Below are 18,712 nucleotides of genomic sequence, written 5' to 3' on the forward strand. Positions count from 1 at the left end.
GGCATCGAACAGGATATCGGTACCGAACGCGGTCTTGACCTTGTATTTTTTGGCCAGCTTGATGACCTTGTCGGTGCCGTCGGTGACCTGGATCCACTTTCTCTCATTTTCCGAACCTGGCGGGAAGGGAATGGCATCCTCATCATTGAGCAGCGGCTCCATGCTGAACCACACGTCATTTTTCGCCATCATCTTGAGCGTTTCTTCGCTCATCAAGAAGCCATGCTCTACCGAACGAATGCCCGCCTTGATGGCCATCTGAATGGCCTCATCCGTGTTGGCATGAATCGCCACATAGGTATTCCATGTCTTCGCCACATCCACCGCGGCCTTCATCTCCTCGAAGGTATATTCGGTCACATCCAGCGGATCGTAGTTGCTCGATACTCCGCCACCGGCCGCAATCTTGATCTGGGTGGCGCCTATACGCAGGTTTCTTCGCGCCGCAACCATCACATCCGGCACGCCATCGGCAACCGTCAGCAAATAGTTCTTTTCCAGGTAGGTGGCATGTTCCGGTTCATTACTGGGCCGGTTATCCGAATGGCCGGATGTCTGGCTGGTCATGGGGCCTGATGGGTAAATCCGGGGGCCGATATACTGGCCTTCATCAATGGCTCTGAATCGCCATCAGTTTCCATGAAGCCATCATCCGATTGAGTTGCTGTTTGTGTTACTACATACCACCCCAGCGCATTCAATTTGGGGGTATGAATTACAATCACACTGCTTTTAGTTCATATATATCAAATTGTTAAATTGCAATTTCGATAGCGAGTCCGGCACCATACAGCACAAGGCCCTGCAGCAATGCAGGGCCTTTTTGCTATGGGCGTCTGGGCGAAATCTGGCACCTGCCGGTCGTGCTAGCGCACCGGACTGTGAATCCTCGTTCCACCGCCCAATTCTTGAGTCAGGCCGATGTACTAATCTTGTCTCATTGCTCGACTCAGCCAGAAAGAGGGGCTCTAATGGCAACCAAAAATAAGCTCACAACAGATAGCTACTCCCCCATACACTTTCGTCCTCACGGTCGGGTAGAATTTTCGGTCCTTAGAGAAAATGTCCTGGTTTGTGAGGCTATTGGGCCGTTTAATTTGGAGCTCATTAATGCAGTCGTTGCGGTTGAAGGCCCCCTAATAGATGCACTAGTCAAACAGGCAAAGTGGGGGGACATCGTAATATTCAAAGAAAGTGCGATGACAAGTCCCGAAGTCCTTGCCTCATTCACGGAATATCTGCGCTCACTCTCTGCTTCGATGCGAATGCCTACGGCGACGGCCTTGGTCATTTCGTCTGAAGTAGAAGGTTCAAAAATTATGACTCAGCATTACCTGAAGTGTTATGAGGAGGCGGGTTTGAATGCCGCTGTCTTTGGGGATTTTGATCAAGCTCTGGCTTGGATCGATACCAAAGTTGAGTAGCGTTCCTGACCGCAACACCATGAAGCGCCGACGAGCCCATGCCCCTTACGACCAAGGCCGGAGCCAGTTTCACAAGTTCATACCTAATCTGGGCAGGCCCAGCTATCATCGGCGAACGGCATCCTCCTTAAGCGGCACAAACGCATGATCTTGGTTTGCGGTGACCCCCACGGGGAGTTTGAGCATATTATCCAGCGCGTTCAGCAGGCTAAACCTGCCGCAGTGATCATGCTGGGAGATCTGTGCCTGTCTCAGCCGTTTGAACTGACTTTTGCTTCCATCCTGGGGCTGACTGATATCTGGTTTATTCATGGCAACCACGATACGGACGAAGTGCGCTATCACGACCATCTCTTTGCATCCTCGGAACGTAACCTGCATGGTCGCGTTGTTGAAATTGATGGCCACAGGGTTGCGGGTCTTGGTGGTATCTTTCGCAGTCAGGTCTGGTATCCTCCCGAGCCCCCCAAGCACAGCACCCGACAAGACTTCCAGACCCATTGTGGAAAAGGGAACCTCTGGCGAGGTGGCCTGCCGCGCAAACACCGTAGCTCCATCTTCCCCGAGGATATTGAAGCCCTCCAAGGACTCAAGGCCGATATCCTGGTGACCCACGAGGCACCGGGCGAGCATCCTTATGGCTTTCAGGTCATCGATGAGCTGGCTCAATCGCTGGAAGCCACGGCTATCATCCATGGTCACCATCATGACCCCTTCAGCTATGGTTCACCGCATCGCATCAATGTTGGGTTGAGAGAGTGTATTGAAGTCGGTCAGCAAGCGATGGCGGAGGCACTTTTGAGGGAAAAAATCAAACCACACCACCACAATAAACCTTAAAATCAATCAATTACAATAATATTTGGATTGATAATCCGGCAGCGTACAGCACAAGGCCTTGCAGCAATGCAGGGCCTGTTTGCTATGGGCTTCTGGTCGAATCTGGCGCTTTCCAGTAGGCCTAGCCAGCTCCGCTCACTGAACCGAAGGTTCTCGCTCGCACCGTCGATCTTTTTATGTTCCTGCCTGCCACCTCTGCCTCGCCACCTTGGATATCCCAACCACGATGCCGGGTTTGATACTCAGTCGCTGAAGCACAAGCAGTCAAACGGCCCTGCATCACGCCGGCCCCAAGGCAACGGCCCCGACAGCGGCTGGTCAACTGCATCCAGGATGTGCTGATCACCATCCCCTTCCGCAACTGCCACCAAGTAAAGAGGTCCATAAGAACTGGACAGCGTCGATATCTCACGGCTGAGTGAGATAGCGAATATCGCAGTCTATCGCCGTACGACAGCATATTACTCCTCATCCTATCGATGGGTAACCCCGGCAACCCAATGGTACAGAAGATTATCTAAAATAAAAAAACTGTTATATCAATCGGTTACCCAACAGCTAACTCAACTCTTCCCCCATAGCGAGTTGAAGATAATAAAAATTGGGCTACTGTTTAACTGCTGTCTTCTGGAGAGAGAAACCAGCTATTCCAGGAGTTTAAAATGTAGTATCTATCTTTTTAATTACCAGATGGATTACATCATGAAAAATATATTCACAATTATTGCGGTAACCATCTTCTGTCTTGTAGGTTTGGCTGCTTGCAGTTCACAATATGTGATTAGCACGAAAGACGGCAAGATGCTCACAACCGATAGCAAGCCTAAGTTAGACGAAGAAACTGGCATGTATATATATGATGATGAAGAAGGGCGTGAAATGATGATCCAAAAAGATGATGTTGTTCAGATCATGGAACGTTAGCCACGACCCTATCAACAATGTTCGTTGTCTGTGCTAAAGACTTCATATTATTTGACGTCTTTAGCACAACAATTAAAATCAGCTAACGAATCACCACCATTAATATATTTATGTGCCAGCCATCCCGGCAGGGTAAATCTTACTCTACGGGGCTCAGCAGCGCATTGAGACCATGCAAGGTCGATAAAAACATCACTAGACAAATCAGAAAAACATTTTAATTGAAAGCATCAAGTATATGTGGTTTATAGCGATGCAAAGGATAATTAAACTGCTCTTTCACATGAACTTATCACCTGTTCAAAGGATTTAAAATCAGCGTGTCCTGGGTTCGATTCCGACTCCGGACACCATCTGAAAAGTTCCAATTGGACCGATCCAGCCCGGCCTGACAATCCCCAAACCTCAGATAAAATCATGGTAACGATAGACGTGCTAACCTTCTTTCATCAATCAAATCAACAGAAAGGGGACTCTCATGACCACCTACGATAAAGTCTCTACCGATGACGACTCACCTAAACGCTTTCTTCCCCATGGTCGGGTGGAGTATTCGGTTTTTGGCAATATTCTGGTGTGTGAAGCGATTGGTCCGTTTAATTTGGAGTTGATCAGTGCAGCGGTTACAGTTGAAAGCCCGCTGATAGACGATCTCGTCAAACAAGGAAAGTGGGGAGACGTTGTCGTATTCAAAAAAAGCGCCATGGCAAGCTTAGACATGCTTTCCTCACTCACGGCATATATGCGGTCGCTTTCTACTTCGATGAGAATGCCTGCAGCGACAGCATTGGTCATTTCGTCAGAGGTAGAAGGTTCAAAAATTATGACTCAGCATTACCTGCAGTGTTATGAAGATGCAGGTTTGGATGTCGCAGTCTTTGAGGATTTTGATAAAGCGCTAGCTTGGATTAAGCGCCGAGTAGAGTAGCGCTCCTGACCGCAATAATGGGCCTGGTCGGAATATGGCCGGATCCGCTCAACCTGACAGGCGTAATCACCCGCCGCCCCCCGGCCTACACCGACTCTATTTGCCTCAATCCCGCAATCGATCCATGACCGCGAGACGGATGTCAGGCTTATCCTGATACTGTGGCACGCACCATGTCCCGCCAGGGGGTGGTGGCATGGCCCAACAGACGCCGCAGGTCACCGGTCTCATCAAACAGCGCGTCCTGGCTGGCCCCCACATCGGAGTCGGCCAGCAGCTGGGCAAAGCCCGCCGGCAGCCCGGCCTGCTCCAGCACGGCGGCAAACTCCGCAGGCGGCAGATCCCGATAGACCACGGGCTGGCCCGCCGCCTCGCCGATGACGGCGGCAAATTCGGCCAGCGTATAGGCCTCATCCCCGGCAAGCTCGAAGACGGTGCCGGAGGCATGAGGCTGCGTGAGGGCGATGGCGGCGGCTTCGGCATAGTCGGCCCGCGCCGCCGAGGCGATGCGCCCGTCGCCGGCACTGCCCAGCAGCGCCTGATGCGTGAGTGCCGCCGGCACCGAGGCCAGGTAGTTTTCCGTGTACCAGCCATTGCGCAGCAGCACATACTCCAGCCCAGAGTCGCGGATGAGCCGCTCGGTCTGGCGATGCTCCTCGGCCAGGGCCAGTGGCGACGTATCGGCATGCAGCAGGCTGGTATAGAAGAGCCAGGGCACTCCTACCGCCTTGGCGGCGTCGATGACGGCGGCATGCTGGGAAACCCGCTGCCCGACTTCGTTGCCGGAGATCAACAGTACCTTGCTGGCGCCGGCAAAGGCGCGGCGCAAGGATGCCGGGTCTGTGTAATCGGCCTGCCGCACCTGCACGCCGCGGGCGGCCAGATCGGCCACCTTCTGCGGGCTGCGCACCGCCGCCACTATCTGCTCCGCCGGCAGGCGTTGCAGCAGGAACTCGACAACTAGCCGGCCCAGCTGGCCGGAGGCACCCGTAACGACAATCATGTGAACTCCTTGGTTGAATCGGTTGACGAGGCTACACTAGCCGCCTAACAAACTTTTTGTAAGTACACACCAAAAGGTAAGTGTTAAATGAGCGATAACCAATATGTGTCCCGCGGAGCGCCCGTCGGGTTTGCCGAGTTGCTCAGCCGCGGTTATGTGTTTTCCGAGAAGTGCCCGTCACGGGAGGTGCTCAAGCATGTCACCAGCCGCTGGGGTGTGCTGGTGCTGGTGGCCCTGCTGGCCGGCACCCACCGCTTCAGCGATCTGCGGCGCAAGATAGGCGGGATCAGTGAGAAGATGCTGGCGCAAACGCTGCAGTGGCTGGAACAAGACGGCTTTGTCCGCCGCACCGCCTATCCCGTGGTGCCGCCCCATGTCGACTACGATCTGACCCCTCTGGGGATCGAGGTGGCGCGGCATGTCGAACAGCTGGTGGACTGGATAGAGGAAAACCTGGCGACCATCCTAGGTGCCAAGCCATCCGCCTGAGGCACCCGCCAGATCTCCACCGACAAAACAGGGATCCGATATGGCCAAGTGTCCCGCTATAGCGCGGCTATGTCAGAGAGGGGCGTTAATTAGGCGACGAAAAAAGAAGCAGGGAAAATAACAGCAGATAAGGCGAGAGAGGGATAACGCTTTATTGATTGGCTAACTCAGAAAAACGACGCAGCGGAGCATCATTGGGAAATTGAGCGTGCAGCCAGGTCTGCATACCTTCTGTGGTCAACAGGCCACTGCGGTTTTGCCAAGTAATGCGTTTCTTATTACCAGAAGAGGTAGAAGGTGAATAACAGATCCAGCGATCTATGCTCGCGCTGCTATGTCGGGATACACAGAGATCCTGTGTCAGATTTAAAAGCATAATAATTCCTTAAAATAGGTGCCGGAAAGGGGAGTCTTCACCGCTTCCCGGCCAACCATTAGAGCACGGAGACTTCGGCAGCCTGCGGACCCTTGGCACCATTCTCGATGGTGAAAGACACGCGATCGCCTTCATTCAGCGAGCGGAAGCCACCACCGGCAATTGCGCGGAAGTGAACAAACACATCGGCGCCGCCATCTTGTTGAGCAATAAAACCGAAGCCTTTTTCGGCATTAAACCATTTAACAACGCCAGTTGTTTTAGACATATATAAAACCTACGAAATAAATTTGAATGTCACCTAAGGTGACGAGTTAACGATAACAGGTGGGAGAAACTCGAAACAATGTGCCGCGGGGCAACACAACTGTATAGGGAGGGGCTACTACTTGTTACAACATCTTCTTGCGAAGTAGTGCCAAGGTACGTGGAATGTCTCCCAGGTACAAGGTTTTTTTTATTTATATTTTTACACCCAGGTCATACCGTCATTCGGCCAAGCCAGATTATTCAACGAAATGAGATCGTTAAGAGATTCTCGCTCCAACCAGGACGCGGCTTGACGTCGTTTTGTCATGCTTGGTCCGCTAGACTGGCCGGCAGCCTGTCATCGCCATCCCCCGAGCCCGAGATGTCCCCACGCTGCGACCCTCATCCCCTGCGCCTGCTTCTCATCTTCCTGCACCTGGGCTTGACCGCCTTCGGCGGCCCGGTCGCCCACCTGAGTTACTTTCGCCAGGAGTTTGTCCTCAAGCGCCGCTGGCTGAGCGAGGCGGCCTACGGCGATCTGGTGGCCCTGTGCCAATTTCTGCCGGGGCCGGCCAGCAGCCAGGTGGGCATGGCGCTGGGGCTCTTGCGGGGCGGGTATGCCGGCGCCCTGGCGGCCTGGCTCGGCTTCACCCTGCCCTCGGCCCTGGGGCTGATGTTGCTGGCCCTGGGGCTGGGTGGAGATTGGCTACCGGCAGGCGCCCTTCATGGTCTCAAGGTGGTGGCGGTGGCCGTGGTGGCCCAGGCGGTCTGGGGCATGGCCCGCCAGCACTGTCCGGATCGCTTGCGACAAGGGCTGATGGGCGGGGCCGCCGGTCTGCTGCTCCTGCTACCCGGGCCCTGGACCCCATGGCTGGTGCTGCTGCTGGGTGGCCTGCTGGGCTGGCGGTGGCTCCCGCCGATGACAGCCAGTCCGGTTCACCCGCTGCCCGGCGCCCCCAGCCGGCGGGCGGGCCTGCTCTGGCTCAGCCTGTTTGCCCTGCTGCTGGTGACGCTGCCCCTGCTGGCCAGCCTGTGGCCGGAGCCGGGCCTGGCGCGGCTCTGGGCCTTCTATCGCACCGGGGCCCTGGTGTTTGGTGGTGGCCATGTGGTGCTGCCCCTGCTGCAAGGCGCCGTGGTGGACCCCGGCTGGGTGGCGGAGCCGCTGTTTCTGGCCGGCTACGGCGCCGCCCAGGCGGTGCCGGGCCCCCTGTTCACCTTTGCGGCGTTTCTGGGCGCGGCCATGACAGGCGCCCCCAACGGCCTAGTTGGCGGTCTGCTCTGCCTGCTGGCCATCTTTGCCCCCGCCTGGTTGCTGCTGGCCGGCAGCCTGCCCTTCTGGGTGCACCTGCGCCAGTTACCCTGGGCCCGGGGCCTGCTGGCGGGCGTCAATGCGGCCGTGGTGGGCCTGCTGCTGGCGGCCCTCTATGATCCCGTCTGGCGCAGCGCCATCCTGGCGCCAGCGGATCTGGCCCTGGCCCTGCTGGCGCTGCTGGCCCTTACCGTCGGTCGTCAGCCCCCCTGGCGGGTGGTGGTGGGCTGCGCCGTGCTGGGCGCCCTGATGGCCAAGCTGGTCTGACCGATGGCATGCACAAACTGTGGGCCGGATCGCCAAAGAAGCCTCAAGCGAGCCCATAAACGTGGTTGCTTTCACAGACGCTAATTTAGCCCTGCGTTATTCTTAGCCGGCAGAGTGACATTCATCAGTCCTTACTGATGTTCCATCGTTGCATGTCCGCCCCGAACTCTTCCCTTCGGGGCCTTTTTTTATCTGCTGGTGTTGATCGCCTCGCCGTGTTCGGCCCCTTCCCCCCTCTGTCGCCCAGGGGTAGGCTGTGGGCCTGCTGCCATCACCCGATGGCCTCGTCTAGCCGTTCATCCAGGAGAAGCCTGTGTCTCAGACCTCGAACATGACCCCCGCCTTGAGCTTTGCCAGCGACAACGTCACCGGTGCCGCCACCCCCATCCTGGAGGCTCTGCTGGCCTGCAACGCCGGCCAGTACCACTCCTACGGCGACGATGACTACAGCCAGCGCCTGGAACAGACATTCCGTCAGCTGTTCGAGCACGACAGCCTCAAGGTGTTTCTGGTGGCCACCGGCACCGCCGCCAACGCCCTGGGACTGAGCCTGCTCACCCCGCCCTGGGGCCACGTCTTCTGCCACCCGGAGAGCCACATCAATCAGGATGAGTGCAACGCCCCCGGCTTCTTCAGCCACGGCGCCAAGCTGGTCACAGTACCCGGTGACAACGCCAAACTGGATCCGGCCCAACTGCAGGCGGTGCTCACCACGGGGCAAGGGGACGTGCACATGACCCAGCCCGCCGCCGTCAGCCTGACCCAGGCCACCGAGCTGGGCACCCTGTATCAGCTGGAGGAGATCCGCGCCATCGGCGCCCTGTGCCGTGAAGCCGGGCTGCGCCTGCACATGGACGGCGCCCGCTTCGCCAACGCCCTGGAGGCCCTGGGCTGCACGCCAGCCCAGATGACCTGGCAGGCGGGGGTGGAGGTGCTGAGTTTCGGCGCCACCAAGAACGGCGCCCTGGGGGTGGAGGCGGTGGTGCTGTTCGACCCCTGCTTGGCGGAGCAGTTTGCCCTGCGGCGCAAGCGCGGTGGCCACCTCTTCTCCAAGATGCGCTTCCTGGCGGCCCAGATGGAGGCCTATCTGGCCGACGATCTGTGGCGGAGTAACGCCCGTCAGGCCAATGCCATGGCCCGCCGGCTGGCGGACGGCCTGGCGCAGGTGCCGGGACTGTCGCTGGTGGCCCCCGTCGAGGCCAATATGCTGTTCTGCCAGCTGCCCTTGCCCCTCATCAAGGCGCTGCTGGCCGAAGGCTTCGACTTCTACCATGACCGCTGGGCGCCAGGGGTGGTGCGGCTGGTCACCTCCTTCGCCACCCAAGCGCAGGATGTGGATCATCTGCTGGCCCGGGTACGGGCCCTGGCATAACGGCGGCTAATCCGGAAGGGGAACGAGGTGTCAGCCTAGGCTGACGCCTCGTTATTGCTCGTCTGACTCACTCTGGCAGGGCATGACGCACACCAGCACGTTGCAGGGGGCGTTGGCCAGCAAGGAGGCGCCGACGGAGCCGCGCCACCAGCGGGCCAGGGTGCCCTGCTCCCTGTGCCCCACCACGATGAGATCCGCCCCCACCTGGCGGGCGATACTGGCGATCTGATCCACCGGCTCGCCGTGCCGCAGGTAGCTGGTGACCGTCAGGCCGTGTGCCTGGAGGTGGGCCGCCCCCTCCTCCAGCACCCGGCGGGCCTCTGCCAGATCCCGTTCGATGCACTCGGCGGACGGGTAGACCGCCTCCGCCATGGCCACCCCCTGAGTGGTGGTCACCACCGCCACCAGCTGCACCTCGGCCTGACACAGCTTGGCCAGCTTGGCCCCCTGGCACAGGGCCTCGCGACCATCGGTACTGCCGTCATAGGCCAGCAGGATATTCCGGTACATACGCCACCTCCCTTATGTGTTGTGCTGGCTCCCAGCTTGCACCCTGGCCGCCGCGCCGGGATCCACGCTGCTCACACTTTTGCCGCCAGCGGCAAAAAATCAGTGTCGCAACAGGCGCAGGCCGTTGGCCACCACCAGCAGGCTGGCCCCCACGTCCGCCACCACCGCCAGCCAGAGGCTGCCGTGCCCGGTGAGGGTCAGCAGCAGGAAGGCGCCCTTGAGCCCCAGGGCCAGCACCAGGTTCTGGATCAGCACGGCCCGGGTGGTGCGGCACAGGCGGATGAAGCGGGGCAGCTTGCCCAGCTCGTCGTCCATCAGCGCCACATCGGCGGTCTCGATGGCGGTATCCGTGCCCAGACCGCCCATGGCAATGCCGATGTCCGCCTGGGCCAGGGCCGGCGCGTCGTTGATGCCGTCCCCCACCATGGCCACCCCGCCCTGGGCCTGCCGGGCGCGGATGAGATCCAGCTTCTGCTCAGGCAGCAGTTCGGCCTGCACCTCGTCGATGCCGGCGGCCTCGGCCATGGCCCGGGCGCTGCCGGCATGATCCCCCGTCAGTATCAGGGTGCGCAGCCCCAGCCTGTGCAGCTCGGCCACCGCCGCCGCGCTGTCCGGCCGCAGGCGGTCCGCCACGCTGAACCAGGCCAGCAGTTGGCGGTCATCCAGCAGCAGCACCAGGCTGTGGCCCTGGGCCGCCCAGTGGGCCGCCTCGGCCGGCAGGCCATCCCCCAGCAATCCCAGCTGACGGGCCAGCGCGGCACTGCCCAGCCAGTAATCCTGGCCATCGATCTCGCCGCGGATCCCCAGCCCCGGCAGGGTCTGATGGGCCCGGGCCGCGGGCAGGCTCAGCCCCTGGGCCTGGGCCTGTTGCCACAGAGCCCGGGAGAGAGGGTGATCCGAGTCCGCCGCCAGGGCGCCGGCCAAGGCCTGGCACTGGTCGGCCGACAGGCTCGCAAGCGTACCCATCTGCTGCTGGCTCGGGGTGCCGCAGGTCAGGGTGCCCGTCTTGTCGAAGGCCAGCCAGCGCAACCTGTAGCCCAGCTCCAGATAGGCGCCGCCCTTGATCAGGATGCCGTGACGCGCCGCGGCGGTGAGGCCGCTCACCAGGGTCACAGGGGTGGCGATCACCAGGGCGCAGGGGCAGGCGATCACCAGCAGCACCAGGGCCTGATAGGCCCAATGGCTCCAGCTGCCCAGCCCCAGCCAGGGCGGCAGCAGGGCCAGCAGCAGCGCCAGCAGGCACACCAGCGGGGTGTAAACCCGGGCGAAGCGATCCACGAAGCGCTGGGTCGGCGCCTTGGCCGCCTGGGCCTGCTCCACCTGATGGATGATGCGCGCCAACAGGCTGCGGGAGGCCGGCGCCGTCACCGCCACCTCCAGCCGCCCTTCGCCGTTGAGGCTGCCGGCATAGACGCTCTCGCCGGGTCCCTTGGCCACCGGCAGGCTCTCCCCTGTGATGGCGGCCTGGTTGATGTGGCTGAGGCCGGCCTGGATCACCCCATCCAGGCCGATGCGCTCGCCGGGCCGCACCTGCATCCGGCTGCCCACCGCCACCTGGCTCACCGGCTGGCGCTGCCAGCTGCCGTCCGCCTGGCGCACCCAGGCCTGCTCCGGTGCCAGCTGCAGCAGGCCGGCGATGGCGTGACGCGCCCGGGACAGGGCCCGGGCCTCCAGCCACTCCGCCAGGCTGAACAGCACCATCACCATGGCCGCCTCCGGCCACTGCCCCAACAGACAGGCGCCGGTCACCGCCAGGCTCATCAGCACATGGATGTTGAGGTTTCCGCCGCGCAATGCCAGCCAGCCCTTGCGGTAGGTCTGCAGGCCACTCAGGGCCACCGCCAGCAACGCCAGCGCGGCGGCCAGCCAGGGCGGGCTGGCGAACCAGTCCAGCGCCTCGGCCCCCAGGGCGGCCAACGCCGCCAGCAGCAGACGCCCCCAGGGCCGGCGCGGCTCGGCGGGGGCCTGCGGCGCGCCGGCCTCGTCGGCCGCCGGCAACGGCTCAGGGGTGAAGCCCAGGTCGCGGATGGCCGCCAGGATCCCGGGCAGGGCGTCCGGCCCGTGACGCACCGTCAGCTCCCGCCGCAACAGGTTGAAGTTAAGCGACGCCACCGCCGGCAGGCCGGCCAGCTTACGCCGCAGCATGGCCTCCTCGGTGGGGCAGTCCATCTGCTGGATGCGAATGACAGTCCCCGCCCCCGGCGCCAGGGGCGGCGACTCGGGTGCAGTCGGCCCAGGTTCGCCACAGGCGGCGCCGCAGCCACAGCCGATGGCGGGCGTCTTGAGGCGCAGTGGGCCGCCGTCAGGCATGTTGATGCGCAGCGGACCAGTGCCCGGCTTTTTGAACTGCAGCGGGCCACCGCCCGCTTGGGGCGCGGCCTGGATCAGGGGATGGCCGGCGGCCTTGGGCTTAGGTTTGGATGGGGGTGAGGTGGCCATGTGCAAACTCCCGACTTGCCTTTGATGCGCCTATTGCACACCCTGTAGTGACTACAGGGTCAAGCGGGAGGCAGACATGAAGATCGGAGAACTGGCCAGCCAGGCCGGCTGCGGGGTGGAGACGGTGCGCTACTACGAACGGGTGGGCCTGCTGCCGCCGCCGGCGCGGACGGCGCAGAACAACTATCGCCACTATCAGGCCCACCACCTGCAGCAGCTGCTGTTTATCCGCCGCTGCCGCACCCTGGATCTGACCCAGGAGGAGATTCGTCAGCTGCTGGCGGCCCGCCAACAGCCCGATGCCGGCTGCGAGACCATCAACCAGCTGGTGGACGCCCACCTGGCCCAGGTGCGGGCCCGGCTGGCCGAGCTGCAGGCCCTGGAGCAACAACTGCTGGCACTGCGCGGCCAGTGCCACGCCAGCCTCACCACCCGCGAGTGTGGCATCCTGAAGGAGCTGGAACAGGGCGCCGCCCCCTAATCCGCCACCTGTTGCCATATGACCAATGGGGGTATGCTGGGGCTCCTGTTCGGCATCCCCTAGGAATGGACTCATGGCTTCTGGTGTACCCCGCCCGCACACCCGTCTGGATGGCCTCACCCTCTTGATGTTGCTGCTGCCGCCCCTGTTCTGGGCCGGCAACTTTATCGTCGGCCGCGCCATGCGCGACGCCGTGCCGCCCATCGCCCTCTCCTTCGACCGCTGGGTCATCGCCCTCATCTGCCTGCTGCCCTTTGCCTGGCAGGCGCTGCGGCGGGAGTGGCGACACTACTGGCCGTACCGCTGGCCCATCCTGGGGGTGTCGGTCACCGGGGTGTGCGCCTTCAACGTGCTGGTCTATCTGGGGCTGCACTCCACCAGCGCCGCCAACGGCATGCTGCTCAACTCCTTCATCCCGCTGCTGGTGGCGGGGCTGGGTGCCCTGCTCTATCGCCAGCGTCTGGGCTGGGCCCAGGGGCTGGGCATCCTCATCTCCTTTGCCGGGGTGCTCACCATAGTCTCCCGCGGCCAGTGGGCCGTGCTGGCAGGGCTCCAGGTGGCCCATGGCGATCTGCTGGTGTTTCTGGCCACCGTCTGCTGGGCCCTCTACACCCTCTGGCTGCGGTTGATCCCGCCCCAGCTGGATCGGCTGGGCCTGATGCTGGTGCAGATAGTGCTGGCCCTGATCCTGCTGTTGCCCCTGCTGCTGTGGGAACGCCATACCGGTGCCGTCCCCCACTGGAACCGGGAGGCCCTGCTGGCCATCGGCTACATCGGCATCTTCCCGTCTGTGCTGGCCTTCCTGCTCTACAGCGGCGGTGTGGCGCGGGTGGGGGCGGCCCGCGCCAGCCTGTTTATCCACTTGATCCCGGTGTTCGGCGCCCTGCTCTCCGTCCTCTTGCTGGACGAATCCCTGCATCTCTACCAGCTGGCGGGCATGACCGCCATCTTCGCCGGCGTGGCCTGTGCCAACCTGAGCCGCCCCATGCCGGCGCCCCACCCCACCAAGGAGAACCCATGAGCCAACCCAGTCAATGGCAACGCATGCTGGCCGGCGAGCCCTATGATGCCGCCGATGCCGAGCTCACCGCCCTGCGCCACCGGGCCCGGGCCCTGTACCGCCGCTTCAACCGGGAGGAGCTGGATAAGGCCGCCAGCCTGGCCCTGCTGGACGAGCTGCTGGGCAGCCACGGCCAGCGCTGCCACATCAACCCGCCCGTCTACTGCGATTACGGCCGCAACATCCATGTGGGGGAAAACTTCTACGCCAACGTCAACTGCACCCTGCTGGACGTGTGCGAGATCCGCATCGGCGACAACGTGCTGCTGGCCCCCAACGTGCAGATCCTCACCGCCGCCCATCCCGTCGCCGTGGCGCCCCGCGTGCAGGGAGTGGAGTTCGGTAAGCCGGTGACCATAGGCCATAACGTCTGGGTGGGGGGCGGCAGCATTCTCTGCCCCGGAGTGAGCATCGGAGATAACAGCGTGATCGGCGCCGGCAGCGTGGTGACCCGCGACATTCCGGCCAACGTGGTGGCAGTGGGCAATCCCTGCCGGGTGCTGCGGCCCCTGACGGCAGCAGAGCTGGCCCAGACGCCCAGCGGCGCCTAGGCCGGCGGCTTACTGGTCCTCAGGCCGCTCGGCGGGCGGAGACTCCCCCTGGATGGCCTGACGAAAGCCACGGATGGCGCCCCCCAGATCTGCCCCCAGGGAGCCGAGCCGACGGGAGCCAAACAACATCACGACGATGAAGGCCAGGATCAACAACTGCCAAATCGAAATACCACCTAATCCCATACGTTACCTCTACTGATCTAAAAACCCGTCAGGCCGTGGCCCGACCCAACAGACGACGCCACAGGCCGCTCATGGCCGCCAGCGAGCTTTCCTGGCTGACGGAGAGATCGTTGTCCGCCAGCCCAGGGTCCACCGCCAGGGCATAGAGTGCCTGACCCAGCATGGCGGTCTGGGCATCGCTGCTGCCCGCCAGGGCCGCCAGCTGCGCCAGTGTGGTAGCGTCGGGAGCCTCGTCCCCCTGGTAGTGAGCCACATGCAGGCTGGCCGCCAGACCCGCCAGCTGCACTAGCGTATCGCCGCTCACCCCCATGTTGCCCAGGTAGCTGGTGTAGAGGCTGTACATGCCCTCCAGGGCGAAGCGCGTTTTATAGCTGGCGAAGTCGCTGTCGGAAGGAAGACTGTCGACGAAATGGCTTTGGATCTCGTAGGTGCCGGCGGCCACCGACAGATCCACCAGCCGCCAGGGGCAAGGGTCGGTGACACAGGAGCCGGTCTCCACATCGTACATCAGCAGGCTGCCGTCGCCGTTGTAGTCCGCCAGCGCCGCATCCTGGGCGTGGAAGTGGCCGGTGAACACCAGATTGAGGCCGTATTCCGACAGCAGCTGGCCCACCGTCTCGTAGTCATCCAGCAGGTACTCGGCGAAGAAATTAGGCTGGCTGGCAAAGTGGGCCACCACCCCGTGGTGCAGCATGCCGAACACCCGCTTGCCCTGACTCTGGGCCTCGGCCAGCAGCGGCTGCAACCAGCCCAGCAGATCGTCGGAGAGGGCGCCGGAAGTCTCAGGAGAACCCAGGCTGGCGTTGTCGTCGTATTTGCAGGAGTCGAGCGCTACCAGCCAGACGCCGGTGACCGGCTCGACAATGTAGCTCAAGGAGTTGTCATGCCGGTACAGGGCGCCGGCGTAGCCGAAGTCGCCGTACAGGCTGGCGAAGTCATCGGGGCTGATGTTCTCCACCGCCGTGGTGCTGTCGCCGTCGAAGGCCACCGCATGGGGGTTGTTGATGTCATGGTTGCCCGGCACCACGTAGACGGCGATACCCGCATCCCGCAAGGGTTGCAGCAGGCGGATGGCCAGCTCGTGACAGACCCGCTCGCCGTCCTTGGTCAGATCCCCCGGGATGATCACCATCTGCAGCCCCTCCACCGCCAACAGACTCGCCACCATGCTCTCGAGGATCTCGCGGCTTTGCAGCAGCATCTTGCGATCCGCGGCCAGATAGCTGTCGAAGGCGCTGCCCGAACTGCCCAGGCTGGTGTCGTAGACGTGCAGATCCGACAGCACGGCAAAGCGCAGCGAGCTGGCGACCGGCGGGTTGTTATCGTCATCATCGCTGCCACAGGCGGTCAGCCCCAACCCCAGGGTCAGGCTGGTGCCGGTGAGGGCAAGGGTCTTGAGAAAGGTGCGTCGCGTCAGTGGCGTCATGGTGTCATCCCGGACAAAGGCACAAGAAAGTGCCTAGCACCCTAGCGGGCGGCCATGACAAAACCATGATTTTAGTGTGACAACTCTAGCCCCTAGTCACCGCGCCGGTAGCCGCTGGGGGAGCAGTGCATCTGCTCGCGGAAGAAGCGGCTGAAGCTGCTCTGACTGGTGAAGCCCAGTTGCTGACTGATCTCCAGCATGGAGTGATCGCTGCGCCGCAGCCAGCGGCAGGCCTCTTCCAGTCGCAGTCGGTTGTACAGGGGCATGAAGCCGGCCCCCTCCTCCTGCAAGCGCCGCAGCAGGGTCCAGCGGCTGATGTTGAGGCTGTCGCACAACCAGCCCTGCAGGGCCTCCTGGGCCGGCTCCCCCTCCCCGGCGCGCAGCCGCTCGCGGATCAGGTGGCCGATACGCTCGCCAAAGCCCATCACCTTGCCCAGCCCGTCCAGCTGCAACTGGGCCTGCTGCTCCTGATAGGGCCGCAGGGTGGCATTGTAACCGGCGTAGGGGGTATCCAGCTCGGCGTGGCTGAGCAGCAGGCTGTTGCTGGCCCCCGGCAGCACGGGGCAGTCGAAACGCTCCCGCAACAGACGCAGATCGGCGCGGCCCAGCAGACTCTGGTGCGTCAGCCTGAGGGCCTGAGAGCGCCCCGGCGCATAATGCCGCACCAGGGTCTGCAGCAGGTTGAAGTTGTGCAGGCTGGAGAAGGTGCCCACCCTGGGGTCGGGGCAGTCGGAGAGATATTCGAACAAGAGGCCGTCCGGCTGCTCCTGCACGCGGAGCTGATCGCTCTGACCGATCAGATCGCGAAACCGCGCCAGCTGACCGATGGCCGTCCGCAGGCTGGGGGCATTGCTGCACACCGCCGCCAATGGGCCGAAATGTTCAAACAGGTGGCCCAGATCCGGGGCGGGCAAGTCCAGCGGCAACTGCCTGGATTCCACCCAGGCGAGCAGACGAAAGTGACTCTGAGAGGACAGGCGCCCACCCGGTGTTTCCAGCTCATGGGGGTGGATGCCGGTCTGGCGCAACAGCTGGCGGGGCTGGCGCTCGGCAGGATCCAGGCGAGACAACACCAGCTGGGCGATCCGATTGGACACACTCTTCATGGCGCATTTCTCCCTATGGCATCTGGCGGTGGCGTTAGGCTGCGCATGATTGGCATTTCTGCGCCATCAGACTGTGAGGCAACTCTCGTCCGGTCGTCCGCCCTTGTTACCGCATGTAACCCTGCTGGCTAATTCACAATTTGATTACATTGCAACAAAATGAAAAAAACGCCTGGCGATACGGCGAGGAACCCGCTCAAATGGATCTCAAAGGAATCTCTATGCAAGGAGCCACCATGCGCGGCTGTCTCATCCCCCTGCTGTGCCTGCTCGCGGGCCTGGCCCAGGCACAAACCCCGGCCTGGTACCTCACCCCCTTCGCCGGCTATGCCAGCGGACTGGACTTTGATGGGCAAGACGATACGCCGGGCCTGCACGCCAAAGCCACCGGCCTGTGGGGACTGGCCCTGGGGCGGCAGACGGACGATCCCGGCAGCATGGAGCTGCTGTTCTCCCAGCAAGTCTCCCGCCTCTCCCCGGCGCAGCCTGACCGGCTCACCCTGCGCTACCTGCACTTCGCCGGCGCCCTGAATGCCGACACCTGGCTCAAGCCCTATGTCAGTGCCGGGGCGGGACTGACCCAATTCCAGGCGTACCAGAGCAAACTGCGCCCCTCCCTGGCCCTGGCGGTGGGCATTCAACCGCATCTGGCCCGCCAACTGGCACTGCGGGCCGAGCTGCGGGGCTACGGCACCCTGATCGACGATGACAGCCAGTTTCTGTGCGATCCCCAGCAGTGTGGCCTGCGGATCCAGGGCGAGCTGTTGACCCAGCTGCAGGCCAACCTGGGTCTGACCCTCTTCTTCTAGCCCCGCGGAGCCGCCATGCCCCACCGATTGTCTCGCCTGCTCCTGCTGGCGTCGCTGCTGTGGATCGCCGGCCCCCTGGCCGCCGAGAACCCCCTGCAGCGCCAGGCCAATGCCGCCCTGGCCCTGATGACCTTTACCGTCACCCCCGATATCACCGCCAGCAACCTCAACATCCAGGATCAGAGAGCCGGCACCGTCAGCCTGCTGATGACACAATGGGGCGGTGGCGCCACCTGGAGCGCGGACTTTCCCCTCTATCTGGAGGGCAATCTGGGCTTCAGCCGCTACGATCCGCGCTTCTTACTGGAAGAGGGCGATGAGACCTTCACCATCCCTGCCCGCTGGAATACCCTCAGTGCCACCGGCGGCATCGGCTGGGACTTTCCCCTGCAGCCGGAACTGGTGCTGCGCCCCATCGCCAACCTCACTCTGGGCACCATGGCCAGTGACCTGCGGGTGGCGGACTGGATCCTCGACCGAGACGATCTGCGCCAGTCCACCAGCTTGCTGGATGTGGGCCGGCTCAACGCCATCGGCTACGGCACCTCCCTGATGCTGGATTACGAGCACCTGAGTCCGGCGCAGGATCTGGATGCGGAGCTGCGCTTCTCCTACATCCACCTGCAGAGCATGGGGGGCACAGGAGCCCTGATCCGGGGTCAGGCCAATGCCGAGAACCTCAGCCTCTACCTGCGCCGTCGCGCCCCTACCGGCCTGTTGCTGTTCGAGCGCCCCCTGCGTTACGTGTTGGAGGGGGCTCACACCCAGTACCTGGGGGCACAGCGCGGCCTGCTGGGCTTCGATGCCCTGACTTCCCTGGGCACGGGTCTGGAGCTGGACTTGAGCCGCTTCGATCTGCTGGTCAGCCGGCTGCGACTGGTGGGCCGCTACATGTTTGGTCGCAACACGGACGGTTATTCCATCGGCCTGGCCGCCAGCTTCTAGACCCCCTCACAAGGAGAA

General features: G+C 62.3%; 20 protein-coding genes. 12 read left to right on the plus strand and 8 right to left on the minus strand.

The features are described 5' to 3' along the window. A partial coding sequence (locus ABD847_RS10395) for an amidohydrolase family protein (protein WP_345013017.1) occupies nt 1–615 on the minus strand: 615 nt, incomplete at its 3' end. Nucleotides 616–971: 356 nt separating this feature from the next. On the opposite strand from ABD847_RS10395, the gene ABD847_RS10400 reads away from it, so the two are divergent. The 4 genes from ABD847_RS10400 (at nt 972) to ABD847_RS10415 (ending at nt 4,116) form a co-directional block, all read left to right on the plus strand. Further along, nucleotides 972–1,424 carry a hypothetical protein gene (locus ABD847_RS10400; RefSeq protein WP_345012712.1) on the plus strand — a complete coding sequence of 151 codons (453 nt, stop codon included), beginning with the start codon at nt 972–974 and terminating at the stop codon, nt 1,422–1,424. A 144-nt stretch (nt 1,425–1,568) separates the two neighbouring features. Next, on the plus strand, nt 1,569–2,264 hold the full coding sequence (locus tag ABD847_RS10405; protein WP_345012713.1) for a metallophosphoesterase family protein: 696 nt from the start codon (nt 1,569–1,571) through the stop codon (nt 2,262–2,264). A 702-nt stretch (nt 2,265–2,966) separates the two neighbouring features. After that, entirely contained in the window at nt 2,967–3,188 is a 222-nt protein-coding gene (locus ABD847_RS10410; RefSeq protein WP_345012714.1) for a YgdI/YgdR family lipoprotein, read from the plus strand. Between the two features lie 478 nt (nt 3,189–3,666). After that, the gene (locus ABD847_RS10415) at nt 3,667–4,116 is read left to right on the plus strand and encodes a hypothetical protein (protein WP_345012715.1); all 450 of its coding nucleotides are present in this window, start codon (nt 3,667–3,669) and stop codon (nt 4,114–4,116) included. Nucleotides 4,117–4,264: 148 nt separating this feature from the next. On the opposite strand, the gene ABD847_RS10420 is transcribed toward ABD847_RS10415, so the two are convergent. Further along, on the minus strand, nt 4,265–5,119 hold the full coding sequence (locus ABD847_RS10420; RefSeq protein WP_345012717.1) for an SDR family oxidoreductase: 855 nt from the start codon (nt 5,117–5,119) through the stop codon (nt 4,265–4,267). Nucleotides 5,120–5,206: 87 nt separating this feature from the next. Between ABD847_RS10420 and ABD847_RS10425 the strand changes: the two genes are divergently transcribed. Then, nucleotides 5,207–5,608, plus strand: a complete 402-nt coding sequence (locus ABD847_RS10425) for a winged helix-turn-helix transcriptional regulator (RefSeq protein WP_345012719.1) — start codon at nt 5,207–5,209, stop codon at nt 5,606–5,608. A 434-nt stretch (nt 5,609–6,042) separates the two neighbouring features. Here the strand turns inward: ABD847_RS10425 and cspE are convergent, their stop codons facing one another. Further along, nucleotides 6,043–6,252 carry a transcription antiterminator/RNA stability regulator CspE gene (cspE, locus tag ABD847_RS10430; protein WP_345012720.1) on the minus strand — a complete coding sequence of 70 codons (210 nt, stop codon included), beginning with the start codon at nt 6,250–6,252 and terminating at the stop codon, nt 6,043–6,045. Between the two features lie 363 nt (nt 6,253–6,615). Here cspE and chrA point away from each other — a divergent pair, with 363 nt between their 5' ends. Together chrA and ABD847_RS10440 are read left to right on the plus strand one after the other, a co-directional pair. Then, nucleotides 6,616–7,809, plus strand: a complete 1,194-nt coding sequence (chrA, locus tag ABD847_RS10435) for a chromate efflux transporter (protein ID WP_345012721.1) — start codon at nt 6,616–6,618, stop codon at nt 7,807–7,809. A 313-nt stretch (nt 7,810–8,122) separates the two neighbouring features. Continuing rightward, complete coding sequence (locus tag ABD847_RS10440; RefSeq protein WP_345012723.1) at nt 8,123–9,181, plus strand: threonine aldolase family protein; 1,059 nt, start codon at nt 8,123–8,125, stop codon at nt 9,179–9,181. Nucleotides 9,182–9,232: 51 nt separating this feature from the next. Here ABD847_RS10440 and ABD847_RS10445 read toward each other — a convergent pair whose 3' ends face one another. Together ABD847_RS10445 and ABD847_RS10450 are read right to left on the minus strand one after the other, a co-directional pair. Next, nucleotides 9,233–9,691 (minus strand): universal stress protein, encoded by a 459-nt coding sequence (locus ABD847_RS10445; protein WP_345012725.1) that lies wholly within the window; start codon nt 9,689–9,691, stop codon nt 9,233–9,235. Nucleotides 9,692–9,790: 99 nt separating this feature from the next. Continuing rightward, nucleotides 9,791–12,130, minus strand: coding sequence for a heavy metal translocating P-type ATPase (locus tag ABD847_RS10450; protein ID WP_345012727.1), 2,340 nt, complete (start codon nt 12,128–12,130; stop codon nt 9,791–9,793). Between the two features lie 76 nt (nt 12,131–12,206). On the opposite strand from ABD847_RS10450, the gene cadR reads away from it, so the two are divergent. From cadR to ABD847_RS10465, 3 genes are all read left to right on the plus strand, one after another. Beyond that, a complete protein-coding gene (gene cadR, locus ABD847_RS10455; protein ID WP_345012729.1) occupies nt 12,207–12,611 on the plus strand; it encodes a Cd(II)/Pb(II)-responsive transcriptional regulator in 405 nt (134 codons plus the stop codon). A gap of 73 nt (nt 12,612–12,684) precedes the next feature. Beyond that, complete coding sequence (locus ABD847_RS10460) at nt 12,685–13,632, plus strand: DMT family transporter (protein ID WP_345012731.1); 948 nt, start codon at nt 12,685–12,687, stop codon at nt 13,630–13,632. Then, on the plus strand, nt 13,629–14,222 hold the full coding sequence (locus ABD847_RS10465) for a sugar O-acetyltransferase (protein ID WP_345012733.1): 594 nt from the start codon (nt 13,629–13,631) through the stop codon (nt 14,220–14,222). The genes ABD847_RS10460 and ABD847_RS10465 overlap by 4 nt, the downstream gene beginning before the upstream one ends. Nucleotides 14,223–14,231: 9 nt before the next feature. Here the strand turns inward: ABD847_RS10465 and ABD847_RS10470 are convergent, their stop codons facing one another. The 3 genes from ABD847_RS10470 to ABD847_RS10480 form a co-directional block, all read right to left on the minus strand. After that, nucleotides 14,232–14,408 (minus strand): twin-arginine translocase TatA/TatE family subunit, encoded by a 177-nt coding sequence (locus ABD847_RS10470; RefSeq protein ID WP_345012735.1) that lies wholly within the window; start codon nt 14,406–14,408, stop codon nt 14,232–14,234. 28 nt (nt 14,409–14,436) lie between these two features. After that, nucleotides 14,437–15,834: a metallophosphoesterase family protein gene (locus ABD847_RS10475; RefSeq protein WP_345012737.1), complete on the minus strand. Its 1,398-nt coding sequence runs from the start codon at nt 15,832–15,834 to the stop codon at nt 14,437–14,439. A gap of 92 nt (nt 15,835–15,926) precedes the next feature. Continuing rightward, entirely contained in the window at nt 15,927–16,940 is a 1,014-nt protein-coding gene (locus ABD847_RS10480; protein ID WP_345012739.1) for a helix-turn-helix transcriptional regulator, read from the minus strand. A 215-nt stretch (nt 16,941–17,155) separates the two neighbouring features. On the opposite strand from ABD847_RS10480, the gene ABD847_RS10485 reads away from it, so the two are divergent. Together ABD847_RS10485 and ABD847_RS10490 are read left to right on the plus strand one after the other, a co-directional pair. Next, nucleotides 17,156–17,749, plus strand: a complete 594-nt coding sequence (locus tag ABD847_RS10485; protein ID WP_425568456.1) for an outer membrane beta-barrel protein — start codon at nt 17,156–17,158, stop codon at nt 17,747–17,749. 15 nt (nt 17,750–17,764) lie between these two features. Further along, complete coding sequence (locus tag ABD847_RS10490) at nt 17,765–18,694, plus strand: autotransporter domain-containing protein (RefSeq protein WP_345012743.1); 930 nt, start codon at nt 17,765–17,767, stop codon at nt 18,692–18,694. Nucleotides 18,695–18,712 lie beyond the last annotated feature (18 nt).

The organism is Pseudaeromonas paramecii, assembly GCF_039540575.1.
Lineage (GTDB): Bacteria > Pseudomonadota > Gammaproteobacteria > Enterobacterales > Aeromonadaceae > Pseudaeromonas > Pseudaeromonas paramecii.